Annotated in this window: 14 protein-coding genes, 1 other RNA gene and 1 pseudogene; 11 read left to right on the top strand and 5 right to left on the bottom strand. The window is 30.6% G+C overall.

The features are described 5' to 3' along the window. The first annotated feature begins 71 nt into the window (after positions 1 to 71). The 4 genes and pseudogenes from NH341_RS09105 to lptB form a co-directional block, all read left to right on the top strand. Positions 72 to 1,043, top strand: coding sequence for an SIS domain-containing protein (locus tag NH341_RS09105; RefSeq protein WP_047788748.1), 972 nt, complete (start codon positions 72 to 74; stop codon positions 1,041 to 1,043). A 1-nt stretch (position 1,044) separates the two neighbouring features. After that, complete coding sequence (tatC, locus tag NH341_RS09100; RefSeq protein ID WP_047788747.1) at positions 1,045 to 1,866, top strand: twin-arginine translocase subunit TatC; 822 nt, start codon at positions 1,045 to 1,047, stop codon at positions 1,864 to 1,866. Further along, positions 1,841 to 2,188, top strand: coding sequence for a carboxymuconolactone decarboxylase family protein (locus NH341_RS09095; protein WP_239179827.1), 348 nt, complete (start codon positions 1,841 to 1,843; stop codon positions 2,186 to 2,188). Before tatC ends, NH341_RS09095 begins: the two co-directional genes overlap by 26 nt. An 86-nt stretch (positions 2,189 to 2,274) precedes the next feature. After that, a pseudogene (gene lptB, locus NH341_RS09090) lies at positions 2,275 to 3,009 on the top strand (LPS export ABC transporter ATP-binding protein); the annotation flags it as partial. Positions 3,010 to 3,548: 539 nt separating this feature from the next. Here the strand turns inward: lptB and NH341_RS09085 are convergent. After that, the gene (locus NH341_RS09085) at positions 3,549 to 4,295 is read right to left on the bottom strand and encodes a CDP-alcohol phosphatidyltransferase family protein (RefSeq protein ID WP_159614989.1); all 747 of its coding nucleotides are present in this window, start codon (positions 4,293 to 4,295) and stop codon (positions 3,549 to 3,551) included. Positions 4,296 to 4,400: 105 nt separating this feature from the next. Between NH341_RS09085 and NH341_RS09080 the strand changes: the two genes are divergently transcribed. Together NH341_RS09080 and NH341_RS09075 are read left to right on the top strand one after the other, a co-directional pair. Further along, complete coding sequence (locus NH341_RS09080; protein ID WP_253056564.1) at positions 4,401 to 5,378, top strand: YheT family hydrolase; 978 nt, start codon at positions 4,401 to 4,403, stop codon at positions 5,376 to 5,378. A gap of 83 nt (positions 5,379 to 5,461) precedes the next feature. Continuing rightward, positions 5,462 to 6,649 (top strand): DUF4105 domain-containing protein, encoded by a 1,188-nt coding sequence (locus NH341_RS09075; RefSeq protein ID WP_253056562.1) that lies wholly within the window; start codon positions 5,462 to 5,464, stop codon positions 6,647 to 6,649. Here the strand turns inward: NH341_RS09075 and aroQ are convergent. From aroQ to NH341_RS09060, 3 genes are all read right to left on the bottom strand, one after another. After that, positions 6,626 to 7,042, bottom strand: a complete 417-nt coding sequence (gene aroQ, locus NH341_RS09070) for a type II 3-dehydroquinate dehydratase (RefSeq protein WP_159614985.1) — start codon at positions 7,040 to 7,042, stop codon at positions 6,626 to 6,628. The genes NH341_RS09075 and aroQ overlap by 24 nt on opposite strands. Positions 7,043 to 7,139: 97 nt before the next feature. Continuing rightward, positions 7,140 to 7,613, bottom strand: a complete 474-nt coding sequence (locus NH341_RS09065) for an outer membrane beta-barrel protein (protein ID WP_159614986.1) — start codon at positions 7,611 to 7,613, stop codon at positions 7,140 to 7,142. Positions 7,614 to 7,824: 211 nt separating this feature from the next. After that, a complete protein-coding gene (locus NH341_RS09060) occupies positions 7,825 to 8,346 on the bottom strand; it encodes a hypothetical protein (protein ID WP_159614987.1) in 522 nt (173 codons plus the stop codon). A 96-nt stretch (positions 8,347 to 8,442) separates the two neighbouring features. Between NH341_RS09060 and NH341_RS09055 the strand changes: the two genes are divergently transcribed. Next, positions 8,443 to 9,372, top strand: coding sequence for a site-specific tyrosine recombinase (locus NH341_RS09055; protein WP_253056560.1), 930 nt, complete (start codon positions 8,443 to 8,445; stop codon positions 9,370 to 9,372). Positions 9,373 to 9,392: 20 nt separating this feature from the next. Here the strand turns inward: NH341_RS09055 and ffs are convergent. Continuing rightward, positions 9,393 to 9,491: signal recognition particle sRNA small type (gene ffs / locus NH341_RS09050), an RNA gene on the bottom strand. Between the two features lie 176 nt (positions 9,492 to 9,667). Here ffs and NH341_RS09045 point away from each other — a divergent pair. From NH341_RS09045 to NH341_RS09030, 4 genes are all read left to right on the top strand, one after another. Next, positions 9,668 to 10,195 carry a DUF4199 domain-containing protein gene (locus NH341_RS09045; protein ID WP_159614992.1) on the top strand — a complete coding sequence of 176 codons (528 nt, stop codon included), beginning with the start codon at positions 9,668 to 9,670 and terminating at the stop codon, positions 10,193 to 10,195. A gap of 79 nt (positions 10,196 to 10,274) precedes the next feature. Then, positions 10,275 to 11,231: a glycosyltransferase family 2 protein gene (locus tag NH341_RS09040; protein ID WP_047788740.1), complete on the top strand. Its 957-nt coding sequence runs from the start codon at positions 10,275 to 10,277 to the stop codon at positions 11,229 to 11,231. Positions 11,232 to 11,264: 33 nt separating this feature from the next. Next, positions 11,265 to 12,974, top strand: coding sequence for a phospho-sugar mutase (locus NH341_RS09035; RefSeq protein ID WP_253056558.1), 1,710 nt, complete (start codon positions 11,265 to 11,267; stop codon positions 12,972 to 12,974). Further along, positions 12,974 to 14,800: an ABC transporter ATP-binding protein gene (locus NH341_RS09030; protein WP_253056556.1), complete on the top strand. Its 1,827-nt coding sequence runs from the start codon at positions 12,974 to 12,976 to the stop codon at positions 14,798 to 14,800. The genes NH341_RS09035 and NH341_RS09030 overlap by 1 nt, the downstream gene beginning before the upstream one ends. Positions 14,801 to 14,828: the final 28 nt, after the last annotated feature.

Genomic DNA, 14,828 nt, shown 5'->3' with positions numbered 1-14,828 from the left:
TATTAAAAAAGATTTTCTTCTCAAATTATTCCTATTTTTACACTTTAAAATATATTTAAAACTTTTTTAACTTGAAAGACGCAAACGCTATTCTCTCAACCGCAAAAGAAACTATCCTTTTAGAAAGTAATGCTATTGCTAATTTAGCAAATTTATTAAATAGCTCGTTTACGGACGCTGTTAATTTTATATTTAATTCAAAAGGTCGTGTTATTGTAACTGGTATTGGAAAAAGTGCCAATATTGCAACTAAAATGGTCGCTACTTTTAACTCAACAGGTACACCTGCTGTTTTTATGCACGCTGCTGATGCTATACATGGTGATTTAGGTAACGTACAGGATAACGATGTAGTTATTTGTATTTCTAAAAGTGGAAATACTCCTGAGATAAAAGTCTTAGTACCTTTAATTAAAAACTATAACAACAAAATTATCGCTATAACAGGGAATCCTGACTCTTTCTTAGGAAAAAATGCTGACTTCCTTTTAAATTCTTTTGTTGAAAAAGAAGCTTGTCCTAATAACTTAGCTCCAACAACTAGCACAACAGCTCAGTTAGTTTTAGGAGATGCTTTAGCTGTATGCTTATTAGAATTAAGAGGTTTTTCAAGTAGTGATTTTGCAAAATATCATCCTGGAGGTGCTTTAGGCAAGCGGTTATACTTAAGAGTTTCTGACCTTATTAAAAATAACGAATTACCTAAGGTAAAAAGTATCGACAAAGTTACCCAAGTAATTGTAGAAATTTCTGAAAAACGTCTAGGTGTGACTGCTGTTGTTGATACTAATAATAAAATTACAGGAATTATTACTGATGGAGATATTCGTAGAATGTTAAGTAAAACGACAAAGATAGATGAACTTACCGCTGCTGATATTATGAGTACATCACCAAAAACAATTGATGCAGATGCTATGGCTGTTGAAGCTCTAGACACGTTAGAAAACAATAATATCACTCAAATTTTAGTTACTGACATTAATAACAATTATGTAGGTGTAGTTCACTTACACGATTTAATTAAAGAAGGAATATTTTAAGATGGCAGAAAAAGAAATGTCTTTTTTAGACCATCTTGAAGAGCTAAGATGGCATTTAGTAAGAAGTTTTGTAGCTATTTTTATTGTTGCAATTGTAATTTTTGCAAACATTAATTTTGTTTTTAACGAGATACTTTTAGCTCATCTAAAACCCGATTTTGCAACCTATCAATTCTTTTGTAAAGTATTTTCTTCTATTGGAATTGACAGTAGCTTTTGTACAATAAAATTCAAACAAACACTACAAGCTTTAAATCCTACTCAACAATTAATGACAGGGATTTGGTCTTCTCTAATTTTAGGTTTTGTAGTTGCTTTTCCTTATATTTTATGGGAATTTTGGCGATTTATAGCTCCTGGTTTACACGAAAGTGAAAAGAAAAAATCAAAAGGATTTATTTTTACTTCTTCTTTTCTATTCTTTCTAGGTATTTTGTTTAGCTATTATGTTATTTTACCTATGTCTGTATACTTCTTTTATAATTTTGAAATATCAGACGCTATACAAAATAATTTTAAATTAGAAGCCTATATTGGTCTTATTACTAACACATTATTAGGCGTAGCTATATTTTTTGAACTTCCTGTAGTTATTTTCTTTCTTTCTAAGATAGGATTGATTACACCAGATTTTTTAAGAAAATATCGTAAGCACGCCTTAGTAGTAGTGTTGGTATTATCTGCAATTATTACACCTCCAGATGTGGCTAGCCAAATAATAGTATCAGTTCCTATTATGATCTTATATGAGATGAGTATATATGTATCAAAATTTGTCATAAAAAAACAACAAAAAAATGTCACAAAAAATCCAAGAGTTTAACGACTATCGTGCTAAAATGAACGAAAAGATTTTAGCTTCAGACAATAAAGTAATCAAACGTATTTTTAATTTAGATACTAACGCATACACAGAAGGACATCTTCCCGTAAAAACAAAAGAACTTTTAGGCTTAGTAGCTTCTGCTGTATTACGTTGTGATGACTGTATTGCTTACCATTTAGAAACAGCATATAAAAATGGTGTAACAAAAGAGGAAATGATGGAAACCATGAGCATTGCTACATTAGTAGGCGGTACTATTGTTATTCCTCATTTAAGAAGAGCTGTAGAGTTTTGGGAAGCTTTAGAAAACGAAGCTTAATTTATGTATAAATTGATTTAAGAAGTTTTTAAGAAACAGTTTTGTTACTTTTATTCTTTAATCAATTCTATTTTCAACAAAAATAAATGAAGTTAAGAGCAGACAACATACAAAAGGTATACGGTAGTAGAAAAGTAGTTAAAGGAATTTCTTTAGAGGTTGAGCAAGGTGAAATTATTGGATTATTAGGTCCTAACGGAGCTGGTAAAACAACCTCTTTTTATATGATAGTAGGAATGATTAAACCTAATGATGGTCATATTTTTTTAGATGATGAAGAAATTACTACCGATGCTATGTACAAACGTTCTCAAAAAGGAATTGGTTATTTAGCACAAGAAGCTTCTGTTTTTAGAAAACTTTCAGTAGAAGATAATATTATGTCAGTTCTTGAATTTACTGATAGAACTAAAGCTGAAAGAAAACAACGCTTAGAAGAACTAATTGATGAATTTAGTTTAGGACATGTACGTAAAAACCGTGGTGATTTGTTATCTGGTGGCGAGCGTCGTAGAACAGAAATAGCACGTTGTTTAGCTTCTGACCCTAAATTCATTTTATTAGATGAGCCTTTTGCTGGTGTAGATCCTATTGCGGTGGAAGATATTCAAGGAATTGTAGCACAGCTGAAAAATAAAAATATTGGTATTTTAATTACCGATCATGATGTACAAGCAACATTGGCAATCACAGATAGAACTTACTTAATGTATAATGGAGGTATTTTAAAAGAAGGAACTCCTGAAGAACTGGCTGAAGACGAAACTGTTCGTAGAGTATATCTTGGAAAGGATTTTGAGCTTAAAAAGAAGAAGTTTGATAATCAAGCTGTAACACAAAATCATTTTATAATTAAAAACGCAAAAGAAGAAGATATCTTCTCTTCTTTCTCAGAAGCATACCGCACTCATAATTTAAAAGAAGGTTTTAAACTATATAGAAAAAAAGGAAATGTTAATTCATTTCTTGTAGTACTTGCCGATAACATGAGCTTTGTTGATTTCTGTAATCTTTCTATTGATATAAAAGGCTTAGAGGTGAAAGGAAACATTAAAGTTTCTGATCATGGCTATAAAAAAATAGCTAATTATAATGATTGGTGCAACTTTGAAATAAACGCTGATAAAATTATATTAACCAATAGAAATAACGAAAGCTGGGATGTGTATAAAAAAGGAGAGTTTTCAAAAAACAAACTTATAAGTAAAGTCTTTGTTGAAGATAAAATATCTTTAGACAATTACCATTTTATAAGTAATATTTTTAAAACTTAAAAAGACACCTAAAACAACTTTCAAAAACAAAAAAGCACGTTGATTTATAACGTGCTTTTTTGTTTTATTTAAAAGGGTAACTAATTCTATTTTAAAGAAAGCTTTTTGTCTGAATTATTTACTATAGATAGTATTACATAAGAAAGAATAATCATTGGAATTGCTACTATTTTTAGCGTTACAATTAATATAACTGACAAAGCTAAAAACACATACTTAATCACATTATCTTTAAAATAAAAGTTCTTAAATTTCAGAGAAAATAAAGGAATTTCAGCATTCATTAGATACGTAAATAATATTGTAATTAACATCAAAAAATATTGATTTTCAATAAAACCTATTAAAAACGATTCTTTATCAAATTGAGCTATTAATGGCAATGAAATCACAAATAAACTCATTGCTGGTGTCGGCACACCTATAAAACTATCAGATTGACGCTCATCAATATTAAACTTCGCTAAACGATATCCAGCTCCCAGTGTTAACAATAATCCTAAATATGGTAAGTTACTACCTGTTGCTCCGTATTCATCAACTCCAAAATATCCAACAGCATCTATGTCTAAAGCATTCACCAACATTTGCATCATTACAATTCCCGGTACTACCCCACTCGTTACCATATCTGCTAAACTATCTAACTGCTTTCCTAATTCACCCTGTACCTTTAACATACGAGCGGCAAATCCATCAAAAAAATCAAAAAGTATCCCTAGCATTACCAAAATTGCTGTAGCAAAAAAATCACCTTTTATAGCAAAAATAGTAGCAATAGTACCACATAACAGGTTTCCTAAAGTTAATAAATTAGGGATATATTTTTTAATATTCATAGTATTCATAATTTACAGCTAAAATAAGAAATCATTCAATGGTTTTTACATTTTAGCTATTTTTTGTCATCTTTGTTTAAAAAGCTATAAAATAGTATTATGCCAATCATTTCAGATACATTTTCTCCTAGTTTACCTTTTAAAAGTGCTCATTTCAACACTGTTTACCGACCTTTATTCATGAAAGACACTATTGAATATAACCGAAAAAGAGTCACAACCTGGGATGCTGATTTTATTGATTTAGATTTTTCCATAGTAGAATCTAAATCACTTGTGTTATTAATTCACGGACTAGAAGGAAGTTCTCAATCAAACTATATGATCAGAACATCTAATCATTTAAACAATATTGGTTTCGATACAGTTTGCATGAACTTAAGAGGTTGTAGCGGAGAAGATAATTTACTTTTAGAAACTTACCATAGTGGAAAAACTGATGATGTTGAGTTTATTATTAAACATTTAAACAGCAATTATAATTACGAAAATATTATAATTATTGGTTTTAGCTTAGGAGGTAACCTAACACTGAAGTTTTTAGGAGAGTATAACAATATTCCTTCCGAAATAAAAGGAGGAATAGCTGTATCTGTCCCTGTGGATTTAACATCATCTCAAGCCGAATTAAACAAACTAAAAAACAAAATTTACCTAAATGAGTTTTTACGTACCATGAAGTTGAAACTGTTACAAAAAGCCGAAAAGTTTCCTGATTTTCAGCTTAATAAAGAACTTTTATTCAAAGCAAATAAATTTAGACATTTAGAAAAACAATATACAGTTCCTGTTTTTGGGTTTAAAAGCTCAGAGGATTATTGGGAAAAAGCAAGCGCAAAACCTTTCATCCCCGAAATAAAAGTACCTACATTACTCATAAATGCTTTAGATGATAGTTTTTTATCAAAAGAGTGTTACCCAATAAAAGAAGCTAAAAACATGAAAAACTTTTATTTATCCACACCAAATTATGGTGGACATGTTGGCTTTATATCTTCTTTTTCTAATACAGAAAACAGGTGGCTAGAACAACGGATTTCAAAGTTTATTCATGAAACTCTTGGAATTAAACCTTAAACAATAACCTAAAAAATCCTCAGTTATATTAATCAGATTTATGATATTTGTATAAACACCAACAATAACCCTCTCAGGTCCTTATGATGATAAAAAAACATGTATTTCTTTTACTTTGTTTAGTAGTTATTAACCTAGGTTTTTCTCAAAGAGTTAATACTTTAGGTTTATCTAAGTTTTCTCAAATCAGTATCATTACTTCCGGCCCTGGAGAAGCTTTATATGAGAAATTTGGACACACAGCTATTCGCGTGAAAGATCCTGTTTTACAATTAGATTTACTCTACAACTATGGTATTTTTGATTTTGACGACCCTAACTTTTATGTAAACTTTACTAAAGGATATATGAAATATAAATTAGCTCGTTATCCGTTTCATTTATCCTTAAAAAGTGCTCAACAAGACAAGCGTTGGGTTAAAGAGCAAATTTTAAATTTAACACAGCAACAAAGAAATGAGTTCTTTCATTTTTTAGAAACAAATGTTCTACCTGAAAATGCAAGCTATTTTTACGATCCTTTTTTTGATAACTGCGCTACTAGACCTCGTGATATAATTCAAAAAATCACAAATGATAATTTAGTTTTTAAGGATGATTTTGTTACTAAAAAACAATCTCTAAGACAATTAATGAACAAAGAAATCAATCCGAACACTTGGGGTAGTTTAGGAATTAATATTGCATTGGGAAGTAAATTAGATAAAATTGCAACACCTTTAGAATATTTATATCTGCCCGATTATGTTTTTGAAGCTTTAAAAGCATCTAGGGTAATTAAAGGTGAAAAAGAAGAAAACTTAGTACAAAAAACTAATATTTTGCTCGATTTTAAAGAGAAAGAATCAAAAAGTGATGCTCTTAGTCCGTTTTTAATTATTTTATTATTCTCTCTACTGGGATTATTTATTACTTATAAAGACATTAAAAACTCTAAAAGAAGTAAATGGCTTGATTTTGTTTTATTTTTCACCACAGGAACTTTAGGATTGTTAATTGTGTTCTTATGGTTCTTTACCAATCACTCCACAGCTCCAAATAACTTTAACTTTTTATGGGCGTTTGCTCCAAATCTTATCATAGCTTTTTTCTTGTTAAAAAATGAGCCGCCTCTTTGGATTTACAAATACTGTCTAGTTCTATTATTTTTTTTAATAATTATACCAATTGTATGGTTAACTAAAGTACAGTTATATACTTACCCTACGATTCCTTTATTTGTATTGTTAGGAATACGTTATTGGTATTTACAACAAACTTTGAAGTGCTAATTCATACCCTTTCAAGCCAAAACCAAAAATAACTCCTTTTGCATTCGGAGCTATATAACTTACATGACGAAACTCTTCTCTGGCATGTATATTAGATATATGTACTTCAACTACAGGTGTTTCAATACCTTTTACAGCGTCGCCAATACCAACAGAAGTATGGGTGTACGCTGCTGCATTTAGAATAATACCATTATAATCAAAACCAACTTCATGCAGTTTATCTATTATTTCTCCTTCAATATTCGACTGAAAATATTCTAACTGAATATCTACATATTTATTTTTTAATTCTTTCAAATAGTCCTCAAAAGTGCTTGCTCCATAAATAGTTGGTTCACGCTTCCCTAATAAATTCAAATTAGGCCCATTAATTATGATTACTTTTTTCATTCTTAATATTTTCTAAAGTAAAAATACTCTTTTTAACTTTTAAGCATAAAAAAAGGAAGCAAATTTGCTTCCTTTTTTCTTATTGTAAAGTTTATTACTATAAAGAGAAAGAATAAGTTCCTCCAATACCTACAGTAGAAGCAGTACCTCCATCTAAAGAAACACCAGTGTAATCTACATGTAAATTAATTTTTTCAGTTACTTGGTAACCTACCATTGGTCTGTAGTAAAAACCACTTTCCGTATTTCCTGAAGGTCTTACACCAATACCATACCCTAAATCAGCTCCTACTGAAAATTTATCAGCAAAGCTATAACGAGCTGCAGCAGCTACTGGTAAAAAAGCATAATCAGCTCCTTCTTGTTGAAAATGTAAATAAGACACAGATGGACCTACCTTAAATTTCTCATCAACTTTAAATAGATAATTAGCTTCAATTGCTCCAGTAACGTTAGCATTTTCAGAGTCACCTACAGGTAAACCGATAGTACCACCAACGTTTAATTCTGTTTCTTGTGCATTAACAGCTAAACCGAAAGCCATCATAGCAACTACTAAAAATTTTTTCATAATTTTTGTTTTATAAGTTTTGTTTTGAGCCGGCAAATATACATTTAATTAAGAATCTAGTTGCTCTTTTTTTTAATAAAAAAGAGGCTAAAATAGCCCCTCTTACTTAAAGCACTAAAAACAAAAAAGTTAACTAAAAAAAATATTCTTTTAGCATAAAAAAAGGGAGTACAATTACCCCCTTTTCATTAATATATTCTATAAGTTTTATTTAGAAATGTAAAGCAAACCCTACATTAAATTGGAATGTGTTAATATCTTCTGTATCACCTAAACCTAAGTTATATCTTAAACCTGGTTCTATACTTACCATATCTCCTAAGAAAATAGCATAACCTGCTTGAAATCCTAAATATGATGCATCATAAGTATCATAAGAAGCTCCTGAATAATCAATTTGTACTGGAATCATACTAGAAATGTAATATTTTGCTCCGATTTTGTAAGAAAAAGCATCGTCATTACCTCTATCATTATACCCTAATCCTAATTTAATTGCTAAATCATCCATAATGAAATAACCTGCTTCAGCTCCAATTCCCCATACAGTTTCTGACCCAGCTGGTGTATCAATAGATGATAACTGAAATCCTGTAGCAGCTCCGTGAGCAGCTCCAAATCCTGTGTTACCTTCTACTAACCACTTCCCTTTTGCTGTTTGTCCATTAGCTTCTTGAGCATTAGCTGTAAAACTAGCAGCTACCATAGCAATTACTAATAATAATTTTTTCATAATTTTTAAATTTATAATTTTAAGTTTGTGCTGCAAAAATAATTTTATTTTTATTTTTAACAATGTCTTTTTCTAAAAAAAACACCTCTTTTTATAATGAACTGGAAACAAGCTATATCTGATTATACTAACTTTTTAAAAATCGAAAGAGGGCTTTCAAAAAACTCTATAGACAGCTATCAAAGGGATGTAAATAAGCTATTTTTATTTTTAGATAATCTAGAAAACTCTCCTTCCCCAATTTATATAGCTGCAGGTACTATTCAGCAATTCATCTATGAAACTAGTAAAAGTATCAATGCTCGTAGTCAAGCTAGATTAATTTCAGGTTTACGTAGCTTTTTTGATTTTTTGGTATTTGAAGATTATCGAGAAGACAACCCTACTGATTTAGTAGAAAGCCCTAACATTATTAAAAAATTACCAGATACTTTAGAAAAAGAAGATATAGATAAATTAATAGCTGCCATCGATTTAAGTCATCCACAAGGAGAACGCAACAAGACTATTATTGAAACTATTTATAGTTGTGGTCTTCGTGTGAGTGAATTGATTAATTTACAATTATCCGATTTATTCTTCGACGAAGGATATATACGCATACTAGGAAAAGGAAATAAATATCGTTTTGTTCCAATACACATTACAACAATTCATAGACTTAGTTTTTATATTAATGAAATCAGGTCTCAAATTACTCCAAAAAAAGAAGATGAAGACACTGTTTTCTTAAATAGAAGAGGAAAACGTTTAACTAGACAAATGATTTTTATAATTCTAAAAGAGTTAGCCCAAAAAATCAATCTTCAAAAAAGTATTGGTCCACATACATTAAGGCATTCTTTTGCCACCTATTTACTTAAGAATGGAGCTGATTTACGTGTTATTCAACAATTATTAGGACATGAAAGTATTACAACTACAGAGATTTATGTGCATTTAGATACTAGTTTTCTTAAAAAAGTAGTAGAAGATCATCACCCTAGAAGTGATAAGAAAATGAAAAACGAAGAGGAGGAGGAATAAACGAAACTATAGGGTACAAAAAAAGGCAAGCTACCTACATCACACCGCTACGACCTAATACCCTTGCTGCGTTCCCGCCCTGGGGGATTCAAAGGGAGCTGGTTGTGTAGGACTTGCCGATGCAAATTTACAACCATTTTTTCGTAAAAAACAACAAAATTTCAATAAAAAAACTGTAACATTTCTAAGTTTTTGAATACTAATAGTTTGTTGTTGTTATTTTTTGCTTTTACCAGTATTAAATAAACGTAACATTAAAAAAGAATATATTTGTATCACTAACTAAAATCACACAATGGAAAATCAAACAAACAGCAAAAACATCATTTTAAACTATGGATTAATTTACGGAGGAGCTATAGTTTTAACCAACCTTATAATTTACGCTTTGGGTATGACCTTCGATACTGTGGGAGGAATAATTAATATAATTGTGTTAGCTGCATGTATTATTGCTCTTCCTATTTTAGCTATTAAAAAATTTAAAAAAGATAATAATTCTTTGTTAACTTGGGGGCAAGCTTTAAAAATAGGTGTAGGTGTTGTTGCCATTGGCGCTTTAATAAGTATTATCTATAGTCATATTTTCACTGGCCTTATTGAACCAGATTTCTATAACCAATTAAACGAATTCCAAACTCAAAAATTACTAGACGCCGGTTTAACAGACGAGCAAGTTGATACTCAATTAACTATGCAATCTAAGTTTCAAGGAACTCTTATTGGAGACGCTTTAGGGTTTTTATTTTATATTTTTCTTGGCTTTGTAGTATCTGCTATTGCCGGTGCTATCATGAAAAAAACAGAAGAAGATCAATATTAAAAATAGTTTAAAGTAGTAAAAGTTTTACATAAAAGTAATACTTCGTAACTTTACCTTTTTTTAACATCGAATAAAATATATGGATATATCGGTAGTAATACCACTTCTTAACGAAGAAGAATCTTTACCAGAATTATATGATTGGATTGCAAAAGTTATGCAATCCAATCAATTTTTATATGAACTTATCTTTATTGACGATGGTAGTACTGATAATTCATGGAAAATAATACATGAGTTATCGCAACAACACCAAGAAGTAAAAGGCTTACGATTCCAGAAGAATTATGGGAAATCCCAAGCCTTAGACGCTGGTTTTAGCTTAGTACAAGGGCGCGTTGTAATTACCATGGATGCCGATTTACAAGACAGTCCGGATGAAATTCCTGAACTATACCGTTTAATCACTGAAGATAATTTTGATTTAATTTCTGGATGGAAGAGAAAACGCTATGACAATGTAGTCACTAAAAATATTCCATCTAAGCTATTCAATTGGGCAGCACGTAAAACATCAGGGTTAAAATTACATGATTTTAACTGCGGACTAAAAGCTTATAAAAATGAAGTAGTGAAAGCTGTAAAAGTAAGTGGTGAAATGCACAGATACATTCCTGTGCTAGCTAAAAATGAAGGATTCAACCGTATTGATGAAAAGATAGTACAGCATCAAGCTAGAAAATATGGAGAGACAAAATTTGGTATGGATCGCTTTGTAAATGGATTTTTAGACTTAATTACCATTTCATTTTTATCTAAATTTGGAAAACGTCCTATGCACTTTTTTGGCTTGTGGGGAACGTTAATGTTCATCTTTGGTTTCCTTTCAGCCTTTTATATTGGAGCGATGAAAATTTACCATCTCTCTACAGGTACCAAAACAATACTTGTTACCAGTAACCCTTGGTTTTACATTGCCTTAACCTCTATGGTTTTAGGTACACTTTTATTTTTAGCAGGCTTTTTAGGCGAGCTGATTATAAAGAGTAATCCGCAACAAAAACATTATACAATCAAAGAAAAACTGAACTTTTAAACCCGTATCTTTGTATGTTTTTAAATTTTACACATGAAAGAGATTTTAAACAACGCTAAACAATGGTTATCTGATACATTCGACTCAGAAACACAACAAGAAATTCAGCAATTAATCAGCTCTAGTGCTGAGGATTTAGCTGATCGCTTTTATAAAAACCTAGAATTCGGAACGGGTGGAATGCGTGGAGTTGTAGGTGCAGGTACTAACCGAATTAATAAATATACCTTAGGAAAGGCTACTCAAGGGTTAAGTAATTACTTACATAAAACATACCCTAATAAAGCGTTAAAAGTAGCTATCGGTTATGATTGCCGTCATGATAGTGAATGGTTAGCAAAGGTGGTTGCTAATGTGTTATCAGCAAATAACATTCAAGTATTTTTATTTGAAGATATGCGTCCAACCCCAGAATTGTCTTTCGCTGTAAATTACTTAGGGTGTGATGCTGGAATTGTTTTAACAGCTTCTCATAACCCACCAGAATATAACGGATATAAAGTATATTGGAATGATGGCGGACAAATAGTACCTCCACAAGATACAGAAATCATTAATGAAGTAAATTCGTTAGCTTTTTCTGAAATCAATTTCAATACGAAAGAAGAATTAATTACTTCTATAGGAAGTGAAATAGATGAAGCTTTTTGGAAAGCTTCCTTAGCCAATGGTACTTTTGATATAAAAGGACGTGAAGATTTAAAAATTGTATTTACTTCGTTACACGGAACTTCAATCAAATTAATTCCTGAAGTTTTAAAACGTGCGGGATATACACAGGTTCATATTGTTGAAGAACAAGCCATTCCTGATGGTGATTTTTCTACGGTTGAATCTCCAAATCCTGAAGAACCAGCAGCTCTTAAAATGGCCGTAGATTTGGCTAATAAAATTGACGCCGATATTGTTTTAGGAACTGATCCAGATTCAGATAGAATTGGAATAGCAGTAAGAGATATAGAAGGAAACATGACCTTGTTAAACGGAAATCAAACCATGAGTATGATGACCGATTTCTTAATCAACGATTGGAAAAAACAAGGAAAACTAAACGGAAAGCAATTTGTAGGTTCTACGATAGTTTCTACTAATTTGGTCAATGAAATTGCCGATTCTTATGGAGTTGAAACTAAAGTTGGTTTAACAGGTTTCAAATGGATTGCTAAAATGATCAAAGATTACCCAGAGCTTAATTTTATTGGTGGTGGCGAAGAGAGTTTTGGCTATATGGTAGGTGATTTTGTTCGCGATAAAGATGCAGTTACCTCTGCCCTACTTGCTTGTGAAATTGCAGCTAATGCAAAAGCTAATAATAGTTCTTTTTATAAAGAATTATTAAACTTATACACACGTCATCATTTATACAAAGAACATTTGATTTCTTTAGTAAAAAAAGGAATGGACGGTGCGCAACAAATCAAACAAATGATGATTGATTTACGCAACAATCCATTAACTGAAATAGATGGTACTAAAGTTGAATATTTGTATGATTATCAATCTTCAATAAGAAAAAACTTACTAACTGGTGAAGAAACTGTAATTGATATTCCTAAATCAAATGTATTAATCTATCAAACCCAAGACGGAACTAAAATTGCCGCTCGCCCAAGTGGTACTGAACCAAAGATTAAATTCTACTTTAGCGTTAACAGTAAATTAAATGATATTTCCAATGCTAAGGCTGTAGAAGAAGAGCTAGACACCAAAATACAACGAATTATAAAAGAATTAAACCTATAATGGACTACTTTAAAAAGATTATTAAATATGCTATTCCATATAAAAAGTATGGCTATTTAAATGTATTATTTAATATCTTATATGCTCTTTTTTCTACACTTTCTTTCTTGGTATTAATGCCTATGTTAGAGGTTATTTTTAAACCAAATACTATTAAAGTAACTGAAAAACCAGTTTTTGAAAGTATTACAAAAATAATTGACTATTTTAAGGCTAATGTTTCTTATTATGTATATGAAATTGCTGGTGACGATAAATCAAAAACATTAATGGTTGTTGTAGGTTTAGTTATAACTACGTTCTTTTTTAAGAATATTTTTAACTACTTAGCTATGTATTTCATTACTTTTTTAAGAAATGGTGTTTTAAAAGATATTCGAAATGATTTATATAGAAAGACTATAGAATTACCTATCTCCTATTTTTCTGAAAAAAGAAAAGGTGACACCATGGCTAGAATAGGGACCGATGTATTGGAAATCCAGCATTCATTTTTATCTATCTTGGAAATGTTGGTAAGAGAGCCTTTAACTATTATTTTCACCATTACTGCAATGATAGCTATTAGCTTTAAACTTACTCTTTTTGTGTTTGTTTTTATTCCTATTTCCGGATATGTTATTTCTCTAATTGGTAAAAGCTTAAAGCGAAAATCAGATAGTGTACAAAAAGAACAGGGATATTTCTTATCGCTTTTAGAAGAAACTTTAGGAGGATTAAAAGTAATTAAAGGCTTCACTGCTGAAAAAGAATTTCAACAGAAATTTGAAAAATCAACCAATCGTTTTTACCATTTTTCTAATACTCTACTTAATAGAACAAATTTAGCAAGTCCAGCTAGTGAGTTTTTAGGAATTGGTGTTATCGCTGTATTACTTTGGTATGGAGGTATATTAGTTTTAGAAGAAGGTACGTTACAAGGAGAAGACTTCATTGCTTATATGGGGTTAGCTTATAATATTTTAACACCTGCTAAAGCTATTTCTAAAGCTAGCTACGGAGTTAAAAAAGGAAACGCTGCTGCTGAACGTATCTTAGAAGTTTTAGAAACTAGCAATCCTTTAAAAGATATTCATAATGCTGTTGATAAGAAGACTTTTGATACTAAAATTGTAATAGAAAACATTTCTTTTAAATACGAAAATGAATATGTTTTAAAAGATTTCTCCTTAACTATTCCTAAAGGAAAAATGATTGCTTTAGTAGGGCAATCAGGAAGTGGTAAATCAACCATTGCTAATTTATTAACTCGTTTTTATGATGTAAATAAAGGTACCATTCTACTTGATGGAATAGATATAAGAAACCTTAAAAAACAGTCATTAAGACAACTAGAGGGCCTAGTTACACAAGACTCTATTTTATTTAACGATACTGTAAAAAACAACATTACTTTAGGAGTTGAAGGTAAAAGCAACGAAGAAATTATTGAAGCTGCTAAAATAGCCAATGCACACGAGTTTATTAAAGATTTACCAAATGGTTATGACACCAATATTGGAGATAGTGGAAATAAATTGTCTGGAGGGCAAAAGCAACGTTTAAGTATTGCGCGTGCTGTACTTAAAAATCCTCCGATCATGATTTTAGATGAAGCAACATCGGCTTTAGATACAGAATCAGAAAAATTAGTACAAGATGCTTTAGAAAAAATGATGCAAAATAGAACTTCAGTTGTAATTGCACATCGTTTATCTACCATTCAAAAAGCAGATATGATTGTAGTAATGAAAAAAGGTAAAATTGTAGAACAGGGAACTCATGAAGAATTAATATCTAAAAGCGGAACATATAAAAAACTTGTAGAAATGCAGTCTTTAGGATAATAAAAAAAGAGAAGCTAATGCTTCTCTT

The organism is Tenacibaculum sp. XPcli2-G (assembly GCF_024124505.1).
GTDB lineage: Bacteria > Bacteroidota > Bacteroidia > Flavobacteriales > Flavobacteriaceae > Polaribacter > Polaribacter mesophilus.
This window is presented reverse-complemented; position numbering and strand designations above follow the sequence as displayed.